The 20068-nt window shown below is 70.5% G+C and carries 17 protein-coding genes and 1 pseudogene; 7 read left to right on the top strand and 11 right to left on the bottom strand.

What is annotated here, in order from left to right; all coding sequences use genetic code 11:
* Window positions 1–176: 176 nt before the first annotated feature.
* Complete coding sequence (locus tag AB0I73_RS27615; protein WP_363041761.1) at window positions 177–1454, bottom strand: M20 family metallopeptidase; 1278 nt, start codon at window positions 1452–1454, stop codon at window positions 177–179.
* A 469-nt stretch (window positions 1455–1923) separates the two neighbouring features.
* Here AB0I73_RS27615 and AB0I73_RS27610 point away from each other — a divergent pair, with 469 nt between their 5' ends.
* Together AB0I73_RS27610 and AB0I73_RS27605 are read left to right on the top strand one after the other, a co-directional pair.
* A complete protein-coding gene (locus AB0I73_RS27610) occupies window positions 1924–2142 on the top strand; it encodes a type II toxin-antitoxin system HicB family antitoxin (RefSeq protein ID WP_363041698.1) in 219 nt (72 codons plus the stop codon).
* A 119-nt stretch (window positions 2143–2261) separates the two neighbouring features.
* A pseudogene (locus AB0I73_RS27605) lies at window positions 2262–2363 on the top strand (type II toxin-antitoxin system HicA family toxin); the annotation flags it as partial.
* Window positions 2364–2670: 307 nt separating this feature from the next.
* Here AB0I73_RS27605 and AB0I73_RS27600 read toward each other — a convergent pair.
* Window positions 2671–3300 carry an MBL fold metallo-hydrolase gene (locus AB0I73_RS27600; RefSeq protein ID WP_363041696.1) on the bottom strand — a complete coding sequence of 210 codons (630 nt, stop codon included), beginning with the start codon at window positions 3298–3300 and terminating at the stop codon, window positions 2671–2673.
* Window positions 3297–4382, bottom strand: coding sequence for an S-(hydroxymethyl)mycothiol dehydrogenase (locus AB0I73_RS27595; protein WP_363041694.1), 1086 nt, complete (start codon window positions 4380–4382; stop codon window positions 3297–3299). The genes AB0I73_RS27600 and AB0I73_RS27595 overlap by 4 nt, the downstream gene beginning before the upstream one ends.
* A gap of 154 nt (window positions 4383–4536) precedes the next feature.
* Between AB0I73_RS27595 and AB0I73_RS27590 the strand changes: the two genes are divergently transcribed.
* Window positions 4537–5826 (top strand): helix-turn-helix transcriptional regulator, encoded by a 1290-nt coding sequence (locus tag AB0I73_RS27590; RefSeq protein WP_363041693.1) that lies wholly within the window; start codon window positions 4537–4539, stop codon window positions 5824–5826.
* A gap of 17 nt (window positions 5827–5843) precedes the next feature.
* On the opposite strand, the gene AB0I73_RS27585 is transcribed toward AB0I73_RS27590, so the two are convergent.
* From AB0I73_RS27585 to AB0I73_RS27570, 4 genes are read right to left on the bottom strand one after another with little or no spacing between them, the layout of a single operon-like run.
* Window positions 5844–6908, bottom strand: a complete 1065-nt coding sequence (locus AB0I73_RS27585) for a hypothetical protein (protein ID WP_363041691.1) — start codon at window positions 6906–6908, stop codon at window positions 5844–5846.
* A 48-nt stretch (window positions 6909–6956) separates the two neighbouring features.
* A complete protein-coding gene (locus AB0I73_RS27580; protein ID WP_363041759.1) occupies window positions 6957–7895 on the bottom strand; it encodes an N-acetylneuraminate synthase family protein in 939 nt (312 codons plus the stop codon).
* A gap of 21 nt (window positions 7896–7916) precedes the next feature.
* On the bottom strand, window positions 7917–9185 hold the full coding sequence (locus tag AB0I73_RS27575) for an N-acylneuraminate cytidylyltransferase (RefSeq protein WP_363041689.1): 1269 nt from the start codon (window positions 9183–9185) through the stop codon (window positions 7917–7919).
* Window positions 9186–9217: 32 nt separating this feature from the next.
* Window positions 9218–10561, bottom strand: a complete 1344-nt coding sequence (locus AB0I73_RS27570) for a DUF6716 putative glycosyltransferase (RefSeq protein WP_363041687.1) — start codon at window positions 10559–10561, stop codon at window positions 9218–9220.
* A 198-nt stretch (window positions 10562–10759) separates the two neighbouring features.
* On the opposite strand from AB0I73_RS27570, the gene AB0I73_RS27565 reads away from it, so the two are divergent.
* The 3 genes from AB0I73_RS27565 (at window position 10760) to AB0I73_RS27555 (ending at window position 14264) form a co-directional block, all read left to right on the top strand.
* Window positions 10760–11740 (top strand): glycosyltransferase family 2 protein, encoded by a 981-nt coding sequence (locus tag AB0I73_RS27565; RefSeq protein WP_363041685.1) that lies wholly within the window; start codon window positions 10760–10762, stop codon window positions 11738–11740.
* Entirely contained in the window at window positions 11737–13074 is a 1338-nt protein-coding gene (locus AB0I73_RS27560; protein WP_363041683.1) for an alpha-2,8-polysialyltransferase family protein, read from the top strand. Before AB0I73_RS27565 ends, AB0I73_RS27560 begins: the two co-directional genes overlap by 4 nt.
* 203 nt (window positions 13075–13277) lie before the next feature.
* Complete coding sequence (locus AB0I73_RS27555; protein ID WP_363041681.1) at window positions 13278–14264, top strand: class I SAM-dependent methyltransferase; 987 nt, start codon at window positions 13278–13280, stop codon at window positions 14262–14264.
* Window positions 14265–14358: 94 nt separating this feature from the next.
* On the opposite strand, the gene AB0I73_RS27550 is transcribed toward AB0I73_RS27555, so the two are convergent.
* Window positions 14359–16692, bottom strand: coding sequence for a glycosyltransferase (locus tag AB0I73_RS27550; RefSeq protein ID WP_363041679.1), 2334 nt, complete (start codon window positions 16690–16692; stop codon window positions 14359–14361).
* Complete coding sequence (locus AB0I73_RS27545) at window positions 16689–18125, bottom strand: glycosyltransferase family 29 protein (protein WP_363041677.1); 1437 nt, start codon at window positions 18123–18125, stop codon at window positions 16689–16691. The genes AB0I73_RS27550 and AB0I73_RS27545 overlap by 4 nt, the downstream gene beginning before the upstream one ends.
* A 189-nt stretch (window positions 18126–18314) precedes the next feature.
* On the opposite strand from AB0I73_RS27545, the gene AB0I73_RS27540 reads away from it, so the two are divergent.
* Entirely contained in the window at window positions 18315–18533 is a 219-nt protein-coding gene (locus AB0I73_RS27540; protein WP_363041675.1) for a hypothetical protein, read from the top strand.
* Between the two features lie 43 nt (window positions 18534–18576).
* On the opposite strand, the gene leuE is transcribed toward AB0I73_RS27540, so the two are convergent.
* Together leuE and AB0I73_RS27530 are read right to left on the bottom strand one after the other, a co-directional pair.
* A complete protein-coding gene (leuE, locus tag AB0I73_RS27535; RefSeq protein WP_363041673.1) occupies window positions 18577–19227 on the bottom strand; it encodes a leucine efflux protein LeuE in 651 nt (216 codons plus the stop codon).
* A gap of 55 nt (window positions 19228–19282) precedes the next feature.
* Entirely contained in the window at window positions 19283–19855 is a 573-nt protein-coding gene (locus tag AB0I73_RS27530) for a Uma2 family endonuclease (protein ID WP_363041757.1), read from the bottom strand.
* Window positions 19856–20068 lie beyond the last annotated feature (213 nt).

The raw sequence follows: 20068 nt of genomic DNA, 5'->3' as shown, positions 1-20068 counted from the left end.
GGTTCGGCGCAGATTAACGCGCGTAGACACTCCTGGGAACGGGGGACCGCGGGGCTGTTATCCATTCGTGCCGCCAATGCGACACGCGCACCACGCCGCCCCTCCCCCGACGCACGCACGAACGGAGCGCAGGGGGAACGCAAGGGGGAGCTCAAGTGGAGGAAAACCAGGGGAAGTTACCGCAGGGCGCCCAGCAGGGCGGCGGCGGTGAACAGTTCGACGCCGACGGTGATGGCGTGCTCGTCGACGTCGAAGTCGCCCTGGTGCAGATCGCGCACGGTGCGCTCGCCCGGGGGGCGGACCCCGAGACGGGCCATGGCCCCGGGGACCCGCTCCAGGTACCAGGAGAAGTCCTCGCCGCCGAGGCTCTGTTCGGTGTTCTCCACGGACTCCGAGCCGCGCCGGGCGATCATGGCGTCCCGCAGGAGCTCGGTGACGCCGTCCTCGTTGACCACCGGGGGGACCCCGCGCACGTAGTTGATCTCCGACTTGGCGCCGTGCAGGTTGGCCACCTCGTCGATCGCGGCGACCACGAGGTCGGGGGCCAGCCGCCAGGTGTCCAGGTCGAGGCAGCGCACGGTACCGGAGAGTTCGGCGTGCTGCGGGATGACGTTGGGCGCGTGGCCCGACTCGATCCTGCCCCAGGTCACGGCGAGCCCGCTGCGGCTGTCGACCCGTCGGCCCACCAGGGCGGGCACGTCGGTGACGACCCGGGCGGCGGCGGTGACCAGGTCGGTGGTCAGATGCGGCCGGGCGGTGTGGCCGCCGGGGCCGTCGAGGGCGATCTCCAGGCGGTCGCAGGCGGAGGTGATGGGGCCCTGGCGCAGCCCGATCCGCCCGGCGTCGACCCGGGGGTCGCAGTGCACGGCGATGATCCGCCCGACCCCGTCGAGCGCGCCGTCCACGATGGCCTCGGAGGCACCGCCGGGCAGCACCTCCTCCGCGGGCTGGAAGATCAGCCGCACCGGACGGGGCAGCAGGCCCTGGCGGTGCAGTTCGGCGAGGACCAGCCCGGCGCCCAGCACCACGGTGGTGTGCACGTCGTGGCCGCAGGCGTGCGCGCGGTCGGGCACGGTGGAGCGGTACGGGCACCCGGTCTTCGTGTCGGGGATGGGCAGGCCGTCGATGTCGGCGCGCAGGGCGAGTATGCCCGTGTCCGTGCCGATGCCGGTGTCCGTGTCGATGTCCGCGGGCGCGTCGGCGGCGATGCCGGTGTCGTCCGTCACCCCGATGTCACAGATGACGCCGGTTCCGCTGGAGAGGACGCGGGGCGCGAGACCGGCCCGCTCGAGCCGTTCCTTGATCGCCGCAGTGGTGCGGAACTCCTGGTTGCCCAGCTCGGGGTGCATGTGCAGGTCGCGCCGGAACGCGATGAGCTCGGTGCGCAGCATCTCGGGGAGGGCGCCCGGGAGCACCGCCCCTCCGGGCAGATCGACCTCGGACTCCGGTGACATCAGTTGCTTCACCCTTTGAAGGGTAGGACGCCGGGACGGTCCGCTGCTGCCCGATCAAGAAAAATCAGCCCGTCAGGGGAAGAAAAACCGGCGGCCCCGCGCATAACCGTGCGTCGGGACGGGTAAACTCGCCGCTCTTTCAGGGGAGTGCGAGGCCGCCCGGCCACCGGCGCGTGATGTCTGCCACAGCGGCTGTTCCGCTGTGGTCCCGTCCGCGTTCCACCGTTCTCCGACACCCGTTTCACCGCGCTTCACCTCTCCTCGGTGTACCACGCATCGCCCGACGTACGCAGGCCGGTTCAGGTGACGGACGCGGAGCCCGCGTCACCGTCGTCCACGCGTACGGGTGAAAGCGTCTTCGGGGCCCCCGGTTCCGCCGATAGGGTGCAAGGCCATACGTGTCGCCCCGGCGGGTGATGTCGCGCGAAAGCCGCCGGTTTCACCGGGCGGTGCGTGCCAGACTGGCGACATGACCACTGAAGTACTGCACCTGACCGCAGCGATCACCCACGAGGGCGAGTGGTACGTGGCACGTTGCCTCCAGGTCGAGGTCACCTCGCAGGGAGAGACCATCGAGGAGTCCCTGGAGAACCTCCGCGAGGCACTGGAGCTGTACTTCGAGGACGCACCTGCCCCCGAGGTCACCGCCGTGATCACCGCTCCCGTCGAAGTCCGGCGTGCCGCGTGAGCCCAACCGTCCCCACCGGCCTCTCTGGCACTGCTGTCGCGAAGGCCTTCGAGCGAGGCGGGTTCGAGCACATCTCCCCTCGTGGCAGCCACGCCAAATAGCGCAGCGGCGAGCGGACCGTCATCGTCCCCCTCCACCGCTGCCTCGCACCCGGTACCCTCCGCTCCGTCCTCCGCCAGGCCGACTGGACCGTCGAAGATCTTGAGGAGCACCTGAAGTAGTTCACTCACCGGGCCCGAGCAGCCGCGCTGAGCTGATCGAGGATCACGAGATCGTGGCCGAGTGCGTCCAGGTTCGTGGCCTGCTCCGGGCCTTCGCCATCCACCGCACCGGGTACAGGTTCTGACTCAGCAGGGAGCAACCGAGTACGAGATGCGCGGGCGGCGTCGGAGGTTCCCTCGCAGGCGCCCCGTACCTGCTTCCATGCCGAGTGGCTTCCGCTCGGTGGTGTGCCGGGCGATGCTGCCGGGCGGGCCGGGGAAGCAGGCGAAAACGCTGTCGCCGGTCGTTCCCCGGCCCGGGGTCGGCTCAGTGGCCGCGTGCGATCCATTCGGCCAGGTACGGCGCCTCGGCGCCGATCGTGGTGCCGTCGCCGTGTCCGGTGTGGACACGGGTTTCTTCCGGCAGTGTGAACAGCCTGTCGCGGATGGACCCGATGATGGTGGGGAAGTCGGAGAACGAACGGCCCGTGGCTCCGGGGCCGCCCGAGAACAGCGTGTCTCCGGTGAACAGCACCTTGGCTTCGGGCAGGTGCAGGCAGACCGACCCGGGAGAGTGTCCCGGAGTGTGGATCACCTCGAGTGCCGTGCCCGCCACGTCGACGCGTTGCGTGTCGCTCACGTGCCCGAAGGCCTGGCCGGGGTGGGTCATCTCCCACAACTCCCGGTCGCCGGGATGCAGCAGGATCGGCGCCTGGAGCTCACGGGACAGGTGCGGCGCGACGGTGACGTGGTCGTTGTGGCCGTGCGTGCACACGACGGCCACCACGTTCCGGTCCCCCACCGCCTTGATGATCGCTTGCTCGTCGTGCGCCGCGTCGACGATCACCACCTCGTCGTCGTCGCCGACGAGCCAGACGTTGTTGTCGACGTCCCACGTGCCTCCGTCGAGGGCGAAGACCCCGGAGGTGACCACGCGTTCGACACGCAGACCGCTCACAGGACCACCACCGAACGCAGCACCTCGCCGGCGTGCATGGTGTGGAAGGCCTTCTCGACCTCTTCGAGCGCGATGCGCTCGGAGACGAACTTCTCCAGCGGCAGCCTGCCTTGCAGGTGCAGGTCGACGAGCATCGGGAAGTCGCGCTCCGGCAGGCAGTCGCCGTACCAGGACGACTTCAGGGAGCCGCCGCGGCCGAACACGTCGAGGAGCGGCAGTTCGAGCTTCATCTCCGGCGTGGGCACGCCCACCAGCACGACGGTGCCCGCGAGATCGCGCGCGTAGAACGCCTGCTTCCACGTCTCGGGTCGGCCGACCGCGTCGATGACGACATCGGCGCCGAACCCACCGGTCAGCTCGGCAATCGCGGCGACGACGTCGGTCTCGCCGGCGTTGACCGTGTGGGTGGCGCCCAGGTCGGCCGCCCAGGTCAGCTTCTTCTCGTCCCGGTCCACCGCGATGATCTTCGATGCGCCCGCCAGCCGCGCCCCGACGACGGCCGCGTCGCCCACGCCGCCGCAGCCGATGACGGCCACCGAGTCCCCGCGGCTCACCCCGCCGGTGTTGACGGCGGCACCCAGGCCGGCCATGACACCGCAGCCGAGCAGACCCGCGACGGCGGGGTCCACGGACGGGTCCACCTTGGTGCACTGTCCGGCGTGGACCAGGGTCTTGTCCGCGAAAGCGCCGATGCCGAGCGCCGGGGTGAGTTCCGTCCCGTCGGTCAGGGTCATCTTCTGGCTCGCGTTGAACGTGTCGAAGCAGTACTGGGAACGCCCGCGCTTGCAGGCCCGGCACCACCCGCACACGGCACGCCAGTTCAGGACGACGAAGTCGCCGGGTTGCACCGACTCGACACCTTCGCCGACACTCTCCACGGTGCCGGCGGCCTCGTGTCCGAGGAGGAACGGGAAGTCGTCGTTGATACCGCCTTCGCGGTAGGTCAGATCGGTGTGGCACACGCCGCACGCGGCGACCGCGACAACGACCTCACCCGGTCCCGGATCGGGAATCACGATGTCGGTGAGCTCGACCGGAGCTCCCTTGGAACGGGCGATCACACCGCGGACCTGCTGTGGCATCTGAGCTGGTTCCTTCATCAGTCGTTCAAAAACGCATGCGCACCGGCGCATGTCCTCCACGACGTTAGCTCCGGACCGAGGACGGGCGACCTGTGCGACGGACCAGTGGAACCTCGACCTTCGGCCGGCGGCCGGACCGGCTATGGTGCGTGGAATGCTCGACACGAAGGCACCGCCGGAGACGGACCTTCTCGCACTGCGAGAGGTCATCGAGGGTCCGCTGCACGAGATCGCGCGCCGGTTCTCCCGCTTTCTGTCGGACCGGTGGCCGCACACCGCGCTCATCATCTTCACCAGGGAGTGCACCGGCCGGCCACGGAAGGTCGCAGGCGCGACCGAAATGATCAACAAGGTCACGATCGACGAACTCGAGCAGCTGAAGGCCCTCGTCGAGCCCGGCCGGCCGCTCAGCACCACGGCGGCGATCGGCGGGGCCACCCGCACCGTCTGGGCCGTCCGTGACCCGGTCGGCACGCTGCTCGTCCTCGTGCCGCGTGCCTCCCGCAAGGGGCTCCCGCAGCCCGTCGCCCTGTCGGCCCTCTTCGGGATCGTCGCAACCTCGATCAGCCAACAGGTCGCGCAGGCGAGCCCGGACTACCTTGCCGAGTCGCGCGCGGCCTCCAGTGAGCGGGCCCGCACCATCACCGAGATGGCGACGGCGCATGAGAGCGCGCTGGTGACCGTCCTGAACACGCTGCGCGCCACCGCACTCGACGATCACCGTGCCCGTGTGGCCGCGACCGAGTCCGCTTCCCTCGCGCTGGTGGCGTTGCGCTCCGCCCAGAAGTCCGACTTGGCACTGAGCGAGGAACCGGCCCCGGCCGCGTTCACGAAGCTGCGCAGGGACATTCGCCACATGCTCAAGCATCACGAAGTACGCGTCGAATTCGTGCCGCCGGCCAAGGCGGCGCGGCCGTTGCCCGGAGAAGTCGCCTACGCCGCCCGTGCGATGACACGGACCGCGGTGCTGGCCTTCACCGCGCAACCGGGTCCGTCGCGCCTGCGCGTCGCCTGGACCTGTGACGGCACGTCGCTGCGGATCGACGTGCGGGAGCAGGAATCCGGGAGCGTGGACGTGCGCGCGCTGTCACAGCAGCTCGAAGGCCGCGCACGCACGCTCGGTGCCACGGTCAGCCTCGACGCCGTGCCGGGCTGGGGGAGCCGGGCCGGCATCACCCTTCCCTTCGACCCGCCGACCGTTCGAACAGGGGAGACCAGGCTGTCGAGCCTCAACGCACGGGAACGGGAGGTTCTGCACCTTCTTGCGCAAGGAAAGCGGAACAAGGCCATCGCGGACGAACTCGGAATCACCGAGAGCACTGTCAAGTTCCACGTCACCGGAGTACTGAGGAAACTCGAAGTCAGCTCACGGGGTGAGGCCGCGGCACTGGCCCTGAACGGGTACGAGCAGGGACCGGTGGCCGGGGGCCGGGAAGGGCAGTGACCGTCGCCGGCGTCCGTTCACGCCGTCGCCACCGCCGACAGGCGGTGGACGTCGCGGGCGGTGCCGGTGACGCCGGAGAGGAAGCCCTGGGCGCGGGGGGAGGCGTTCTCGGTGAGCCAGGCGGGGTTGATGTCGCAGACCGCGATGCGCACCTCCGTGCCGGACAGGGCGAGGGGGAGGGTGTGGACGACGGTCGACGGGAAGCTGAGGACGGTGCCGCCGATGGGGCCCCGGCGGGCGATCAGCTCCAGGGGGAGTTCGGGGCGGACGATCTCGAGGCCCGTCTCGACCGCGAGCCGGTGGAGTTTCTCGGTGCTCTCCCGGCGGTGGGCGAAGTAGCGGGTCGCGCCGTGGGTCTTGGCGAGGGAGCGGACGGCCTCCAGGTAGGCGTCGGCGTCCACCACGCCGGTCTCCACCAGGGAGGTGCCCACCATGTCGGCGGTCCTGGTGATGCGGGGCGGGCCGAACCGGGCCCGGGTCCAGGCGAAGGCGTTGGCGCTGACGGTGACTCCGGGCGGGATGTCCGTCACCGGCATCGAGGAGAAGACCTCCACCCGGCGCCGTCCGCCCGGGGTGAGCCTGCGCCGGGCGACGCCGGACACCGGGGCGAGGAGCAGGTCCCGGGGGCCGCGTCGGCCGCCCTTGCGGTGCCAGCGCACCAGGCGTTCGCCGCGCGCGAGTTGGCCGACGAACTCCATGGTCGCCGTGCCGTCGTCGACGACGACGAGGTCGCGGGCCCGGGTGATCGTCAGCAGGAGCTGTACGTACCGGGAGAAGGGGTCCCCGAGGATGACGCGGTCGGCCCGGCGCAGCGGGCCGGCCAGGCCGGCGACGGTCCGGAAGGGTGCGGCGGCTCCGCCGCGCGCCTCCTCCCAGCGGACCTCGTGGCCCTCCTCCCGGGCCAGTTCGGACATGCGGCGCAACTGGCCGCGGGTCATGGGGTCGACGGGGGACAGCACCACGAGGGTGAGCTCCGCGCCGGGCGCATGCGCGTGCGCCCACTCCAGCACGTTCAGCAGCTGTACCGGGCTCTCGACGAAGGCGAGAGTGTGGGAGCCGGCGTTCCCGGCGCGGGGGCTCATCGACGTAGGACCGTTCCCGTCGTCAAGGGGATGGTGGGTGGGGGAAGGTCAGACGGTCAGCGGCTCGCCGGCGGCCGCGGCGATCTCCGCCTCGGCGACGACGCCGGGGACCCGGCGGAGCTTCTTCATCGGGCCCAGCTCGGACTCGTAGACCTTCTTGACGCCGTCGCCGAGGGAGGCCTCGATGGTGCGGATGTCGCGGACGAGGCGGCTCAGGCCCTGCGGCTCGACGGACGCGGCCTGGTCGGAGCCCCACATGGCGCGGTCCAGGGTGATGTGGCGCTCGACGAAGGTGGCGCCGAGGGCGACCGCGGCCAGGGTGGTCTGCAGGCCGGTCTCGTGGCCGGAGTAGCCGATCGGGACGTTCGGGAACTCCTGCTGGAGGGTGTCGATCATCCGCAGGTTCAGCTCCTCCGCCTTCGCCGGGTAGGTGGAGGTGGCGTGGCAGAGCAGGATGTTCTCGCTGCCCAGGACCTCGACCGCGTGGCGGATCTGCTTCGGGGTGGACATGCCGGTGGAGAGGATGACCGTGCGGCCGGTGGCGCGCAGGGCGCGCAGCAGCTCGTCGTCGGTGAGGGAGGCCGAGGCGACCTTGTGGGCCGGGACGTCGAACTTCTCCAGGAAGGCGACGGCCTCGGTGTCCCACGGGGAGGCGAACCAGTCGATGCCCTTCTTCTTGCAGTAGGCGTCGATCTGGCCGTACTCCTCCTCGCCGAACTCCACGCGGTGGCGGTAGTCGATGTACGTCATCCGGCCCCAGGGGGTGTCGCGCTCGATGTCCCACTGGTCGCGCGGGGTGCAGATCTCGGGCGTGCGCTTCTGGAACTTGACGGCGTCGCAGCCGGCTTCGGCGGCGGCGTCGATCAGCTTGAACGCGTTCTCGATGTCGCCGTTGTGGTTGATGCCGATCTCACCGGTGACGTACACGGGGCGGCCGGGGCCGGCCTCGCGGGTACCGAAGCGGCGGATGCGGGAGCTGGGGTTCACGGTGCTCATGACGGTGTTTCCTTACTTGGGGAGGGAATCGAGAGAGGGGCCGAGGATCCAGCTGGCGATCTCCCGGATCGCGCCGTCGCCACCGGGGAGGGTGGTGACCGCGCGTGCGGCGCCGCGCACGACGTCGTGGGCGCTCGCGACCGCCACGGGCCAGCCCACGAGGGCGAAGCACGGGAGGTCATTGACGTCGTTGCCGACGTAGAGCACGCGCTCGGGCGCGATGCCCTGTTCCTCGCACCACTGCTTCAGTGCGAGGTCCTTGCGGTCGATGCCGTGCAGCACGGGGAGCTTGAGCTTGCGTGCGCGGGCGGCGACGACCGGGTTCTGTTCCGTGGACAGGATCAGCATCTTCAGGCCCGACCTGCGCAGGGCTCCGATGCCGAGTCCGTCGCCGCGGTGCACGGCGACGAATTCCCGTCCGTCGGCGTCGATCAGCACCCTGTCGTCGGTCTGGGTGCCGTCGAAGTCGAGGACGACCGCGTCGATGTCCTCCGCGGTCGGGAGGGCGTCCGGCCGACCCGCGTCGAAGAGCGGGGCCAGGGCGCGGGCGCGGGCGAGGTCGTGCGGGTCGTCGATCTCCAGGACCCGCGCGGGGTCGGTGCGGACGAGTTCGGTCCGGCCGAAGAAGCGGTGCTTGTGCTCGCGGAAGCCCGCCGCGTCCATCGCGTAGGCGGCGCCGGTCTCCAGGAGGTCCTGGGGCCGGTCCTGGCGGCGGGGGCGGAACGACTTGTCGTGGTTGACGCCGAAGCCTCCGCCCGCGCCGTCCGGCTGAGTGTCCGCCGTCGTCGCGTCCGTCGAGTCCGTCGCGTCCCGCCAGACGAAGCCGTGGAAGGGAGCCACGGTCACCGCCGTGTCGGCGCCCTGCTCGGCGACCGCGCCGGCCACCCCGTCGACGTCCTCGCGGACCAGGAAGGGGCTGGTGCACTGGACGAGCAGGACGACGTCCACCGGGGCGCCGTGCAGGGCTTCGTGGGCGTCCATGGCGTGCAGGACGGCGGCCTCGGAGGTGGCGAGGTCGCCCGCGATGGCGGCGGGGCGCAGCACGATCTCGGCGCCGGCCTGCCGGGCGGCGGCGGCGATGGCCTGGTCGTCGGTGGAGACGACGACGTCCGTGACGTGGCGCGCGGCCCGGCACTCGCGGACGGCTCGGGTCACCAGGGGTACGCCGCCGACCGGCGCGAGGTTCTTCGCGGGCACGCCCTTGGAGCCGCCGCGTGCGGGGATCACGGCGAGTACTCGTCTCACCGGCGCACCGCCCCGGTCCGCTTGCGGTTCGGTCATGGGATCAGCTCCTCGAGCAGGAAGGGAGGCGGTCACAGTTCGCCCATCCGACGGATCACCGGGGCCACCCGCTGGACGCCGTGCCGGTAGGCGCCGCGCGCCGCGCGGCGCACGATCTGCCGGACCGGTCCGGGCTCCTTGTCGGCGGCGGGGGCGCCGGGCAGCGGGGTGCCGTCCGGGCCGAGGTGGTGGCGGGCGAGCAGGCCGGGCAGGTAGCCGGGCGCGGTGACGGGCGTGTAGTAGGGGGCCAGCGGCGGCAGGCCGCCGGGGCGGTCGAGCAGTTCGGCGACGCGTGCGCGGGCGGCGTCGAAGGCGGTGGCGTACGAACCTCCCCCAGAGGGGGCACCCCCAGTCGCGACGCCCTGCCGGGACACCCACTCCTCGTCCGGCACGGGCCGGTGCCCGGCGTCGAGCTGGTCCCAGGAGGCCAGGCAGCCGGAGCCGACGAAGTGGTGGTTGCCGAGCACCTCGCGCACCCCGAGGTCGGTGAGGACGACGGTCGGGATGCGCCGGTGCAGGGACTCCAGGGCGGCCGTGGAGCTGATCGTGACCAGCAGGTCGGTGCGGTCCAGCACCTCGCCCATGTGCCCGTACACCAGGCGGAAGTTGGACGGCGGGTCGAACCGCTGGACCAGCTTCTGGTACGGCAGTTCCTCGATGTGCGTGGTGTGCTCGCCCGGCTTGGAGCGCAGCTTGAGCAGCACCTCGCGCTCGGGGTGCCGGCGGGCGTGCTCGATCAGCCGGTTCAGCAGGTAGGTGCGGTCCTTGCGGCTCTCCGGTACGGAGGGCTGGGCGGCGAAGACGACCGTGTAGGGGTCGTGTTCGCCGGTGTGGGCGGCGCCGCCGAGGAAGGGCAGCGCGACCTCGGTCACCGAGCCGGCGTCGGCGCCCACTCCTTCGTACACGGCGCGGAAACGGTCCGCGTCCTGGCGGGAGTTGGCGAGGACGAGGTCGGCGCCGTGGCGCAGCAGCAGGCCGTCGGCGAGCTTCTCGTAGACGACGCCCACGTATCCGGTGACCACGACGGGCCGCTTCGGCCGGCCGGCGGGGCCGTCCCCCCAGACGCGTCCGAGTCCGTGCAGCATCGCCTGGACCCCGCCGCCGACCAGTGCGAGGACCAGGACGTCGTACGGCTCCTCCCGCACGGCGTGCAGGAACTGGACCGCGGTCACCTCGTGGAGGGCGTCCGCCTGGACGCCGACCTCTTCGAGCTGACGGGCGGTGGGAGTCGCACGGCCCCGCAGGAGATAACCGTCCAGCCGGATGTCCGACTCCTCCGGGGCGATGCGGTTCGCGGTGAGCGCGCCCCATTTCCACCGGGTGTCGGAATCCGCGAGGACGGCGACTCGCAGGGTCTTCGTTGCACTTACTGGCACGACGGAGACGCTAGGAAGCAATTTCTAGTAGCGGCCCAACCCGAATCCAACAAATGGTTAACAGAAGATCGCCGAATACCGAATCGGCCCGTCCGACGTCCGGAAAAATGTCTGCTTCACTGCTTCGACACGCGTCGTTCACCGCACATCAAGGTGAGGGTAAAGACGGATGACGGGCCGCCGCCTAACGTCGGCGACGTGCTCAAGCTCTCCGTCATCGTGCCGTTCTACAACGTGCGCCCATACGTCCCCGATGCCCTGCGAAGTCTGCGCGCCAACGCGCGGGACGACTTCGAATTCATTCTCGTCGACGACTGTTCGACCGACGGGACCGCGGATCTCCTCGCGCGCGCGGAGCGTGAAATGCCGGGGGCGGTGCTGGTCAGACACGAACAGAACGGCGGTCTCGCGACCGCCCGCAACACCGGCATCGACCGGGCCCGGGGCGAGTACCTGACCTTCCTGGACGGCGACGACTGGCTGGCACCCGGCCACTGCGCCCGGTTGGTCTCCGCGATCGAGGAGCTGGACTGCGACTTCGTCCGCACCGACCATGTGCAGTGCACGGCGCGGGCCCGCACCGTGCAACGCGTCCCGCACGGCCGGCGCAACGTGTCGCTCGACCCGCGCGACGCGATCCTCCCGGCCCACCGGACCACCTCCGTCGACTACGCCTACGCCTGGGCGGGCATCTACCACCGCAGGCTCGTCGAACGGGGCCTGCTGCACTTCACCGACGGGCTGCGCACCGCCGAGGACCGGCCCTGGATCTGGAAGCTGCACCGGGAGGCGGAGTCCTTCGCGGTGACCAGCCTGCTCGGGGTGTTCTACCGGCGCGGTGTCTCCTCGTCGCTGACCCAGATCGGCGACGCCCGGCAGCTCGATTTCATTCGCGCGTTCGACCAGGTGATCGAGGAGACCGCGCGGGACGCGGATGCGGCGACCCTGCTGCCGAAAGCCGTGCGCACCTACTGCGCCATCATTTCCCACCACCTGGGATCCATCGAGAGGTTCGAGCCGTCCGTGGCCCGGAGACTGAAGGAGATGAGCACCGCCGCGCTGCGGCGCATGCCGCAGGACGTGCTCGACGACGCCCTCGGCTCGATGGACACCGAGCGCGCCGGCCGGCTGCGCCGGCTGCGCCGCCGTCCGGTGCCGACCTCGGAGGCCGCCGCGTGACCACTCAGATCTTCATGGCGTCGACCCTCTACGGAGCGGCCACCCTCGCCGCCGCCCTGGACTCGGGCTGCTTCGCCCCGGCCGACCGGCGGATCCTGCTGGTCTCCAACAACGCGACGACGCCCGAGACGACACCCGCCGTGGACGAGATGCCCGGGTTCGAGCACCTGCGGTCCCGGTTCGACGACGTGCGGTCGTGGAACGAGGCGATCTTCCCGTTCCATCCCGGCGGCTGGGAACCGCGCCTGGACGACGTACCCATGTGGGAACGGTACCTGCGCCTCGCCTGGGGAATCGGCGACGACGACGTGGCACTCGCCGTGGAGTCCATCCAGGTCCACCCGGCGCTCGGAGTGGCGCAGATCTTCACCGACGCGCCCGTCACCGTCTACGCGGACGGTCTGATGAGCTACGGCCCCACCCGCAACAAGATCGACCCACTGGTCGGCACCCGGGTGGAGCGGCTGCTCCACCTCGACCTGGTGCCGGGGCTCGAGCCGCTGCTGCTCACCGAGTTCGGGGTGGCGCCGGAGGTGGTGGCGACCCCGGCGTTCACCAAGGTGCTGGCCGAACTGGTCGACACCGGAGCCGAGTTGCCCGACGTGACGGAGCCCGCGCTGCTGCTGGGCCAGTACCTCTCCGCGCTGAGCATCCTCTCCGCCGAGGAGGAGGAGAACCTGCACGTGCGGATGCTGAAGGGCGCGGTGCACCTCGGTCACAGCCGGGTGGTGTTCAAGCCGCACCCCACGGCCCCGGCGCGCTTCACCCGCACCCTGGAGGAGGAGGCCGAGCTGCTCGGCGTCGACCTCACGGTGGTGGACACCCCGGTCCTGGCCGAGGTGCTGTACCAGCGGATGCGCCCGGCCCTGGTCGTCGGCTGCTTCTCCACGGCCCTGCTGACCGCGTCCGCCCTGTACGGCCTGCCGGTCGCCCGGGTCGGCACGGACACCCTGCTGGACCGGCTGACGCCCTACGAGAACAGCAACCGGATCCCGGTCACCATCGTCGACGCGCTGCTGCCGGCACCGACGGACACGGCGGCGGTCGCCGAGCGGCACGGGACCATGGACACCGACGCGCTCGGCGACCTGGTCCGCACCGTCGGCTTCACCATGCAGCCGAAGATCCTGCCGGGGCTGCGCCCCGAGGCGGAGCGGTACCTGTCGACGCGGCTGGACCACGGCACCTGGCGGTACTTCAAGAAGAAGCGGCTGACGTCCCTCGGGCTGCCCGGTGGGGTGCCGCCCCAGCTGGGGTTCCTGCCGCGCAACGCCACGGTCCGGAAGGTCGCGCGCAGGGCGCGCAGGCTGCGCCGGGCGATGGCCCGCCGCTGAGCACGCGTACGCACACCCGAGCGCCCGCCCGATGAGCCGGGTGGGCGCGCCGTCCTTCCCCGAGTGAACGGCGAACGAAGAGCGATGAAAGCTCGAGCGACAACCAGCTAGCTCCATGGATTCCATGGTGAACTGGCGTTCACGCCCATAGGATCATGCAGCTTGCCGCCCCTCTCCGGCGTCACCCAACCCGTGAGGCATCCATGACGAACCTCGGCCGGCTCTACCCGCTCCTCGACGACGTCCGGCTGCCGGACACCCTCCCCTACTCCCAGGTCAGCACCTGGGAACTGCGGTTCCTCTATCTGCTGGGACGCCATCACCTCACGGGCGAGGACCGACTGGTCGAACTGGGGTCAGGTGGCGGCGGTTCCACCTACGCCCTCGCGCTCGGGCTGCGCGAGAGCCCCGTCTTCGACGAGCGCCGGGGACGACTGCACGCGTACGACTTCTTCCGCGTCGGCAAGGGCACCTTCGCGACGGAGAAGTTCTTCACCTCCGGCGCCAAACCGGCCGACGGCAACTCCTTCCTGGACGACTTCCGCGGACGCCTCGAGCCGTTCCTGCCGTTCCTGGAGGTCCACGCCGGGGACCTGTGGCAGACCTTCGATCCGGAGGACACCAGCCCCGTCGAGTTCCTGCACATCGACATCGCCAAGACCGCCCGCGTGTTCCGCTGCGTGACGGAGCGGTTCCTGACCCGGCTGCGGCCCGGCTCGGTCGTCCTGCACCAGGACTTCGCCGGCCCCTGGCTGCCGTGGCTGCACCACAGCACGGGCGCACTGCTGCCGTACATCGAGATCGCCGGGCCGCCGATCCGCTCCACGCTCGCCTTCGAGGTGGTCCGGCCGATCCCCGGGGACGTGCTGAAGTCCATCGCGGAGGACACCTGCTCCGTCGACGAGAAGCTGGCGCTGATCTCCGCCGTCCAGGACCGGATCGACCGCGACCACACCGGCGGCATCCCCTTCAAGTCGGTCCTGGAGCTCTCCAAGGCCTACGTCGCCCACTACGCCGGCGACCACCGGCGGGCCTGGTCGCTGGCCAAGCGGCTGACCTCCGACGAGTACCTCAGCCGTACCCGCTCCGACCACTTCGAGCAGCTGCGCAAGGCCCACGAGGAGGACCGGGCGAAGAACCGCGGCGGCTCCCGGCTGTCCCGGCTGGTGAAGAAGGCCCTGAACCGCTGAGTCCGCGGGCCCGGACACGCAGCGCACAGTGCGCGTGGGCCCCCGCGGTCCGTCCCGGAGCGTCCTGGGACCGGCCGCGGGGGCCCACCCCGTTTCACCTGCCGAGGATCACCCGCAGGTCGGCCGCGTTCGCCTCGGTGACCTTCCACAGCGTCTGCTGACGCTCGTGGACGTCGGCCACGGTCGCCGCGTGGGCGTCCAGGATGCCGATCGCCCGCTCGGTGAGCACCGCGCCCAGGTTCCGGTCGTGCACGGAGACACCCCACTCGGGTCGCTCGATGTCGGCCAGGAAGTACGCCATCTTCGGGTGCGAGATCAGGCTGATGATCGGCGTGCCCACACCGAAGGGGATCATCCCGGCGTGCCCGCGCATGCCGATGACCAGTCGGGTCCTCGCGTACAGGTCCCGGATGGCGTCGTTGTCGAAGTCGTACATCGGGATCACCGGCAGCGAGATGCCGTGCTCGCGGCGCAGGTCGAAGGCGATCCGCTCGTCGTCCAGCGAGTGCGCCACGCACCGGACCTCGGCGTGTGCGCCGATGCCCCGCACGGCCTTGGCGATCTCCGCGAGGAAGTGCCCGTAGTCGTGGCCGAAGCGCAGGCCGGCCCGGTCGTAGGCGGCGTTCAGCAGGACGGTGTCCTCACGCTCGGCCGGGTCGGTCCAGCCGGGCACCAGCTGGCGGCTGACCGTGGTGGGGCAGGGCTGGAAGCGGACCTTGTCGTGCAGGTGGTCCGGGAGCATGGCCCGTACCTTCGCGATGGAGCCGTGGTTGCGCAGCCCGAAGAACGCGGACTTCTCCACCAGCAGCCGGAGGCTTTCCCGGAATCGACCGGCCCGGTAGGACTGGCCGTCGAAGGCGTTGAAGCCGACCGCGTACACCATGATCGGCACGTCGATGCCGCGCAGGTGCTCGTCGGGCACGTTCCACTGCCAGGCGCTGTTGCCGTTGGGCATGGTGTCCGGGATGAACAGTCCGCCACCTCCGATGACCAGGCCGCGCCGGGCGTTGACCCGCTCCAGGGCGGCCTTGTCGAACAGCCGGTGGGCGTGCACGGAGTGCCAGCGGCGGGAGGTGGTGTCCGGGCCGAAGCCGAGACGCACGGTCTCCGGCAGCAGCTTGTCACCGGCGTTGCCCTGGCGGTCCATGTAGAAGGCGACGTGCGCCAGTTGGTCCTCGGCGCTGCCCAGATCCTGCGGGGGTACGGTCCCCGCGCGCTGCGCCCACAGCCTGCTCGAACGGTGGGTGGGGTCGACGGAGATGCCGGCGGTGGCGTGCCGCAGCGACTCGGTGTTGTCGCCGTGCACCCAGGCCATCTGGGCGAGCCGGGCGTAGGCGGTGGCAGCCCTGTTGGGAGCGGCGGCGGCGAGCAGCAGCTGGGCCTCGGCCTCCTCGTAGCGCGAGACGCTCATCAGGGCGTGCCCGAGCACCTCGTGCGGCCAGGCAGCGTCGAGCGGAATGTCCACGCTGCTCAGGATGTCGACGGCGTCCTGGTAGTCGCCCGCCGCGATGTGCGCGGCGGCCACCTTGCGCGCGCTCTCGACGTCACCGGTGCGCGCGACGTGCGGGGTGCCCAGGTGCACCAGCAGGTCGTGGTGGAGGGTGCCGGGCCGGGCCAGGTAGGCGGCCTGGAAGTCGGCGTCGGACAGCTCGAACTCGCGCCAGCGCTCCTCCGCCTGGCCGTATCCGGCCTCGCCGCCCTGCCAGGGCTTGTGGCGGCCGGTGAAGTGCAGGATCGCGGTGTCGTCGGGGACCGGCAGGTCACCGGAGAGGCGCCGCTTGACGAAGTTGTAGCGGGCGTCGAGGCGGACGAAGTCGCCGTCCAGGACCGCGTTGAGGATGCCCTGGTCGTGCTTGTCGAGCTCGTAGTCGCCGCTGCGTCCGGTCGCGTCGAGCTCGGCGCAGAACGCGTCGCTGAGGTACTCGCGCTGGATGACCAGCAGCCCGGAGTTCAGCTTGTGCTGCCCGTAGAAGAACTGCGGGACGGCCGCCAGGCCCTCACGCAGCCGCAGCAGTTCACCGAGGTCGCCGAGGACGACCATGTCGGTGTCGAGCGTGATGATCGTGTCGTACTCACGCAGCCGGAAGACGTCGAGAATGAAGTACGCCTTGCGGACCAGGTAGTTGTCCTGGTCGCCCTTCTTGTACGAGTCGTAGTGCTCGGCGTTCACCCGGCGCAGCACGATCCGCGGGTGCAGGGCGCGGATCCGGGCGATGGAGCCGGGGCGCAGGTCGTCGTGGAGCACGACGAAGTCCTCGCACACACCCGGGTTGGACAGGGCGAGGCTGCGCAGCAGGGCGAGGAAGCCGGGCAGGTAGTTCTCGTCGACGTAGGAGGCGAAGGCGACACGGCGCTTGCCGGTGAGCGCGTCCGACGAGAGGGCCGGTGCCGGGGGGGCCGTGGTCGCGGCCCCGGGGGTGGTGGTCATCGCAGGGATATCCTCATGTCGGTCACTCGCTGGGCCCGCTGCATGACCCATTCCTTCTCGCTGGTGTACTCGTGCACAGAGGTGATCGGCATCTTCATGGCTTCCGGCACGCGGTAGGCGCCGCTCTCGTAGAAGTCGAAGCCGATCAGGTCGAGGGTCGGGCTGACGTCCAGGAAGTCCAGCAGGAACAGCATGTTGAAGCCGGTGGTCGGGATGCCCGACCAGGCGTCGGCGCCGAGCCTGCCGATGTTGCGCACGGGCCAGCGCAGCGACTCGTCGCCGAGGAACTGCTGGGCGCCGGGCACCAGGCGGTTGCGCAGGGAGTACTTCCAGTCACCGGAGACGCCGCCGAACACGAGCCGCGTGGTGACCTGCTGGTCCCAGTTGAACCCGTGCTTGTGGATGGTGGCGTGGATGTCGGTGCGCCCGCCGGTGTGCTCGGCGTCGATCCGGTACGAGTTGAAGCGGACCACCAGGTCGTAGGCGTCGATCTCGGCGCCCATGGAACTGGACCCGACCCGGCCGGAGTTGGCGATGAGGCAGACGGACTTGCCGGCCACCTGGTTGCGGAACTCGCCGAGGCTGAGCCACTGCACGCCGCCGATGGTGGGGTCGGCGACGGGGCCGCGCATCCGGTTGCGGCGCTGCTCGGCGTAGAGGGCGAAGACCTCGGTGAGCGCGGGCAGGTCGACATCGCTGCGCGCGGCACGCAACTCCAGGTACTGGCCGAGCAGTTCCTGCCGGTCGGCGACCGGAGCCCGCTCGGCGGCCAGCGCCAGGAGCGCTCCCACCATGCGCGGCTCGGCCTCGGACCAGTCCCCCACGGCGTGCGCGGCCAGGCCCTCGGCCCATACGTCGGTGGCGGGGCCGCGGGCGAACTCCTCGGCACGCGGGCACTGGCGCCGCAGCAGAGCCAGCAGCTCCTGGTCCCTCTCTCCGGCTATGCGCAGTCCGGCGATCTTCGCGGCGACACCGAACCCGTCGTCGTCGGTGAGGCCCAGGTAGCGCTCGTAGGCGGGTACGGCCTCGGTCTCGTCGCCGAGGGCCTCCATCAGCCGGGCGCGCAGCCGCCAACCGGCGCGGGAGTTCTTGCGCTGGGCGAGGACGGTGTCGCTGATGATCAGCGCGAGGTCCAGCTCGTCGTCGTAGCCGCACTCCAGGGCTTTGTTGGCGACGGCGAGCAGGGCGTCCAGCACGTTGTTGGGGATGCCGGAGGCCGGGGTCGACGCACCCTTGACGACCCGCTTGAGACGGGCGGCGGCACCGCTCGGCGCGGCCGGCGCGTCGGTGGTGTCGGAACCGGTCGTGACCACGACGAGCAACTTGCGGAGCTGCTCGGCAAGTTCGATTCTACGGCGGTCCACACTGCCGACGATCTTGCCGCTGTGCACCGCACAGGCACGCAGGCAGTCGTCCAGCTCCCCTCCACTCACACGTGCCCGTCTTTTCTGAACCGTCGTCATGGCACTCCTGTTTTGCCGAACCAGCTGCTCGCGCACTGTGCGACAGCATTGGCTGCTTTTCTTCCCCGTAGGGAAGATGTTGGGAGAATCTAGAAATCCAAAACGACATCCAGGTGAACTCGCCTCTACCGGACGGGGAATCGTTGGCTTGGCGCCCGGTTGCCCTCCGTCCCTCGGACCAGCGTCCTGGGCTGGGTGGTCATCCACGGCCTGCACCGCAGCCTGGGCATCGGCTCGGCGGAGACCTTCGCCCTCCCGATCGCCGCGATGCTGGCACTGGCCTGGCTGCTGAACCGGTACGTGGAGGAGACCCTGACCCCGAGGATCCGGACACGACTGTCCCGGCCGTCCACCGGGCCGCTGCCCGAGGCGGCCTGAGCCCCGGACGGCCGTCTGCCCGCCGACCGGGGCAGGCGCGGCCCTACGCGCTCGCCAGCGAAAGCTTCACCGCGAAGCCCAGGAACAGGGCGCCCGCCGCCGAGGTCGCCCCCGCCGACAGGCTCCGGCGGCGGCGGAAGGCGTCGGCGAGCCGGGTGCCGCCGAATATCAGGGCGCTGAGGTAGAGGCCGCTGGCGAGTTGGAGCATGGCGCCGAGGATCACGAAGGACAGTGCGGGATAGGCGTAGCCCGGGTCGACGAACTGCACGAAGAAGGCGACGACGAACAGGATCGCCTTCGGGTTGAAGAGGCTGATGACGAACGCCTGGCGGAAGGGCCGCTCCGCGGCGGTGGCGGCGGCCGGGGCCCCGGCCGGGTCGCTCTCCCGGCGCGTGCGCCACATCTTCCAGGCGGCGCGGAGCATGCCGATGGCGAGCCAGGTCAGATATCCGGCGCCCAGCAGCTTCACGATCCCGAACAGGAAGGCGTTCGCCTGGAGCAGCGAGGCGGCTCCGGCGGCCGACAGCGTCATCAGCACGGCGTCCCCGCACCAAACCCCGGCCGCGGCGGTGTACCCGGCCCGCACGCCCTGGCGGGCGGCGACGGACAGCACGTACAGGGAGTTGGGGCCGGGCAGCAGCACGATGAGGATCAGGCCCGCGAGGTAGGTGGGAAGATCGATGACACCGAACATGAAAAAGAGTGTCGCACGGAGGTACGACACTCCGATCCGGCTGTCCGGAGTCCGGTCAGCTGTCGCCGTCGAGGAGTGTGTCGACGGAGAGGTCGAGCGTGATCCCGACGGACTCCGGGACGGGGACGGACTGGCCCCGCTTGAAGCGCTGGGGGTCGGGGTACTTGCCGTCGGCCGGGTTGGTGTAGAGCAGGACCTCGTTGTGGTGGCGGTCCGCGATGAGGTAGGCCGGGATGCCTGCCTTGGCGTATGTCCCGACCTTGATGGCCGTGTCGTTGGACCAGTTGGTGGAGGTCACCTCCACCACCAGGCGGAAAACGTGCGGCGCACAGCAGTTCTTCTCCACGAGCGCGTCCCTGTAGTCGTCATCGACCACGGAGAAGTCGGGGACCGCGTAGTCGTCGGGTCCCGTCGGCAGCCACAACCCGATGCCACCGATGTGTCTGAGACCCGCCTGCCTGGCTCCGATCCGCGAGAACTCCTCGATGAGCCAGGTCAACGACTCCTGGTGCGGACCGTCCGGCGGCGGTGTCACGACGATGCTCCCGTTGAGGATCTCTACCCGGTGGCCGGGCAGCTCCTCCCAGAGATGGTCAGCAGCATCGGCGAGCGACGACTCGTGCAGCATCACAGCCACGGCACCCTCCTTACGGGAACACCCTCCACGAGCGTAACCGGGGACGTGCGGCTTTCGCCCCCGATCACCCATTCGGGGTAATTACCCGGATCAGAAGGCGTCGCTCGGTACGTACGTCCCCCAGATCTCCCGCAGCGCGTTGCACACCTCGCCCACCGTCGCCCGCGCCCGCAGCGCCTCGCGCATCGGGTACAGGACGTTGTC

This window comes from Streptomyces sp. NPDC050388 (assembly GCF_040655635.1).
GTDB lineage: Bacteria > Actinomycetota > Actinomycetes > Streptomycetales > Streptomycetaceae > Streptomyces.
Note: the sequence above shows the minus strand (reverse complement) of the source record. Positions and strands in the feature narration are given on the sequence as shown.

Coding starts and splice junctions, on each gene's coding strand:
- AB0I73_RS27615 (WP_363041761.1), bottom strand. CDS start 1,454: ATGTCACCGGAGTCCGAGGTCGATCTGCCCGGAGGGGCGGTGCTCCCG.
- AB0I73_RS27610 (WP_363041698.1), top strand. CDS start 1,924: ATGACCACTGAAGTACTGCACCTGACCGCAGCGATCACCCACGAGGGC.
- AB0I73_RS27595 (WP_363041694.1), bottom strand. CDS start 4,382: ATGCCACAGCAGGTCCGCGGTGTGATCGCCCGTTCCAAGGGAGCTCCG.
- AB0I73_RS27590 (WP_363041693.1), top strand. CDS start 4,537: ATGCTCGACACGAAGGCACCGCCGGAGACGGACCTTCTCGCACTGCGA.
- AB0I73_RS27585 (WP_363041691.1), bottom strand. CDS start 6,908: ATGAGCCCCCGCGCCGGGAACGCCGGCTCCCACACTCTCGCCTTCGTC.
- AB0I73_RS27575 (WP_363041689.1), bottom strand. CDS start 9,185: ATGACCGAACCGCAAGCGGACCGGGGCGGTGCGCCGGTGAGACGAGTA.
- AB0I73_RS27555 (WP_363041681.1), top strand. CDS start 13,278: ATGACGAACCTCGGCCGGCTCTACCCGCTCCTCGACGACGTCCGGCTG.
- AB0I73_RS27550 (WP_363041679.1), bottom strand. CDS start 16,692: ATGACCACCACCCCCGGGGCCGCGACCACGGCCCCCCCGGCACCGGCC.
- leuE (WP_363041673.1), bottom strand. CDS start 19,227: ATGTTCGGTGTCATCGATCTTCCCACCTACCTCGCGGGCCTGATCCTC.
- AB0I73_RS27530 (WP_363041757.1), bottom strand. CDS start 19,855: ATGCTGCACGAGTCGTCGCTCGCCGATGCTGCTGACCATCTCTGGGAG.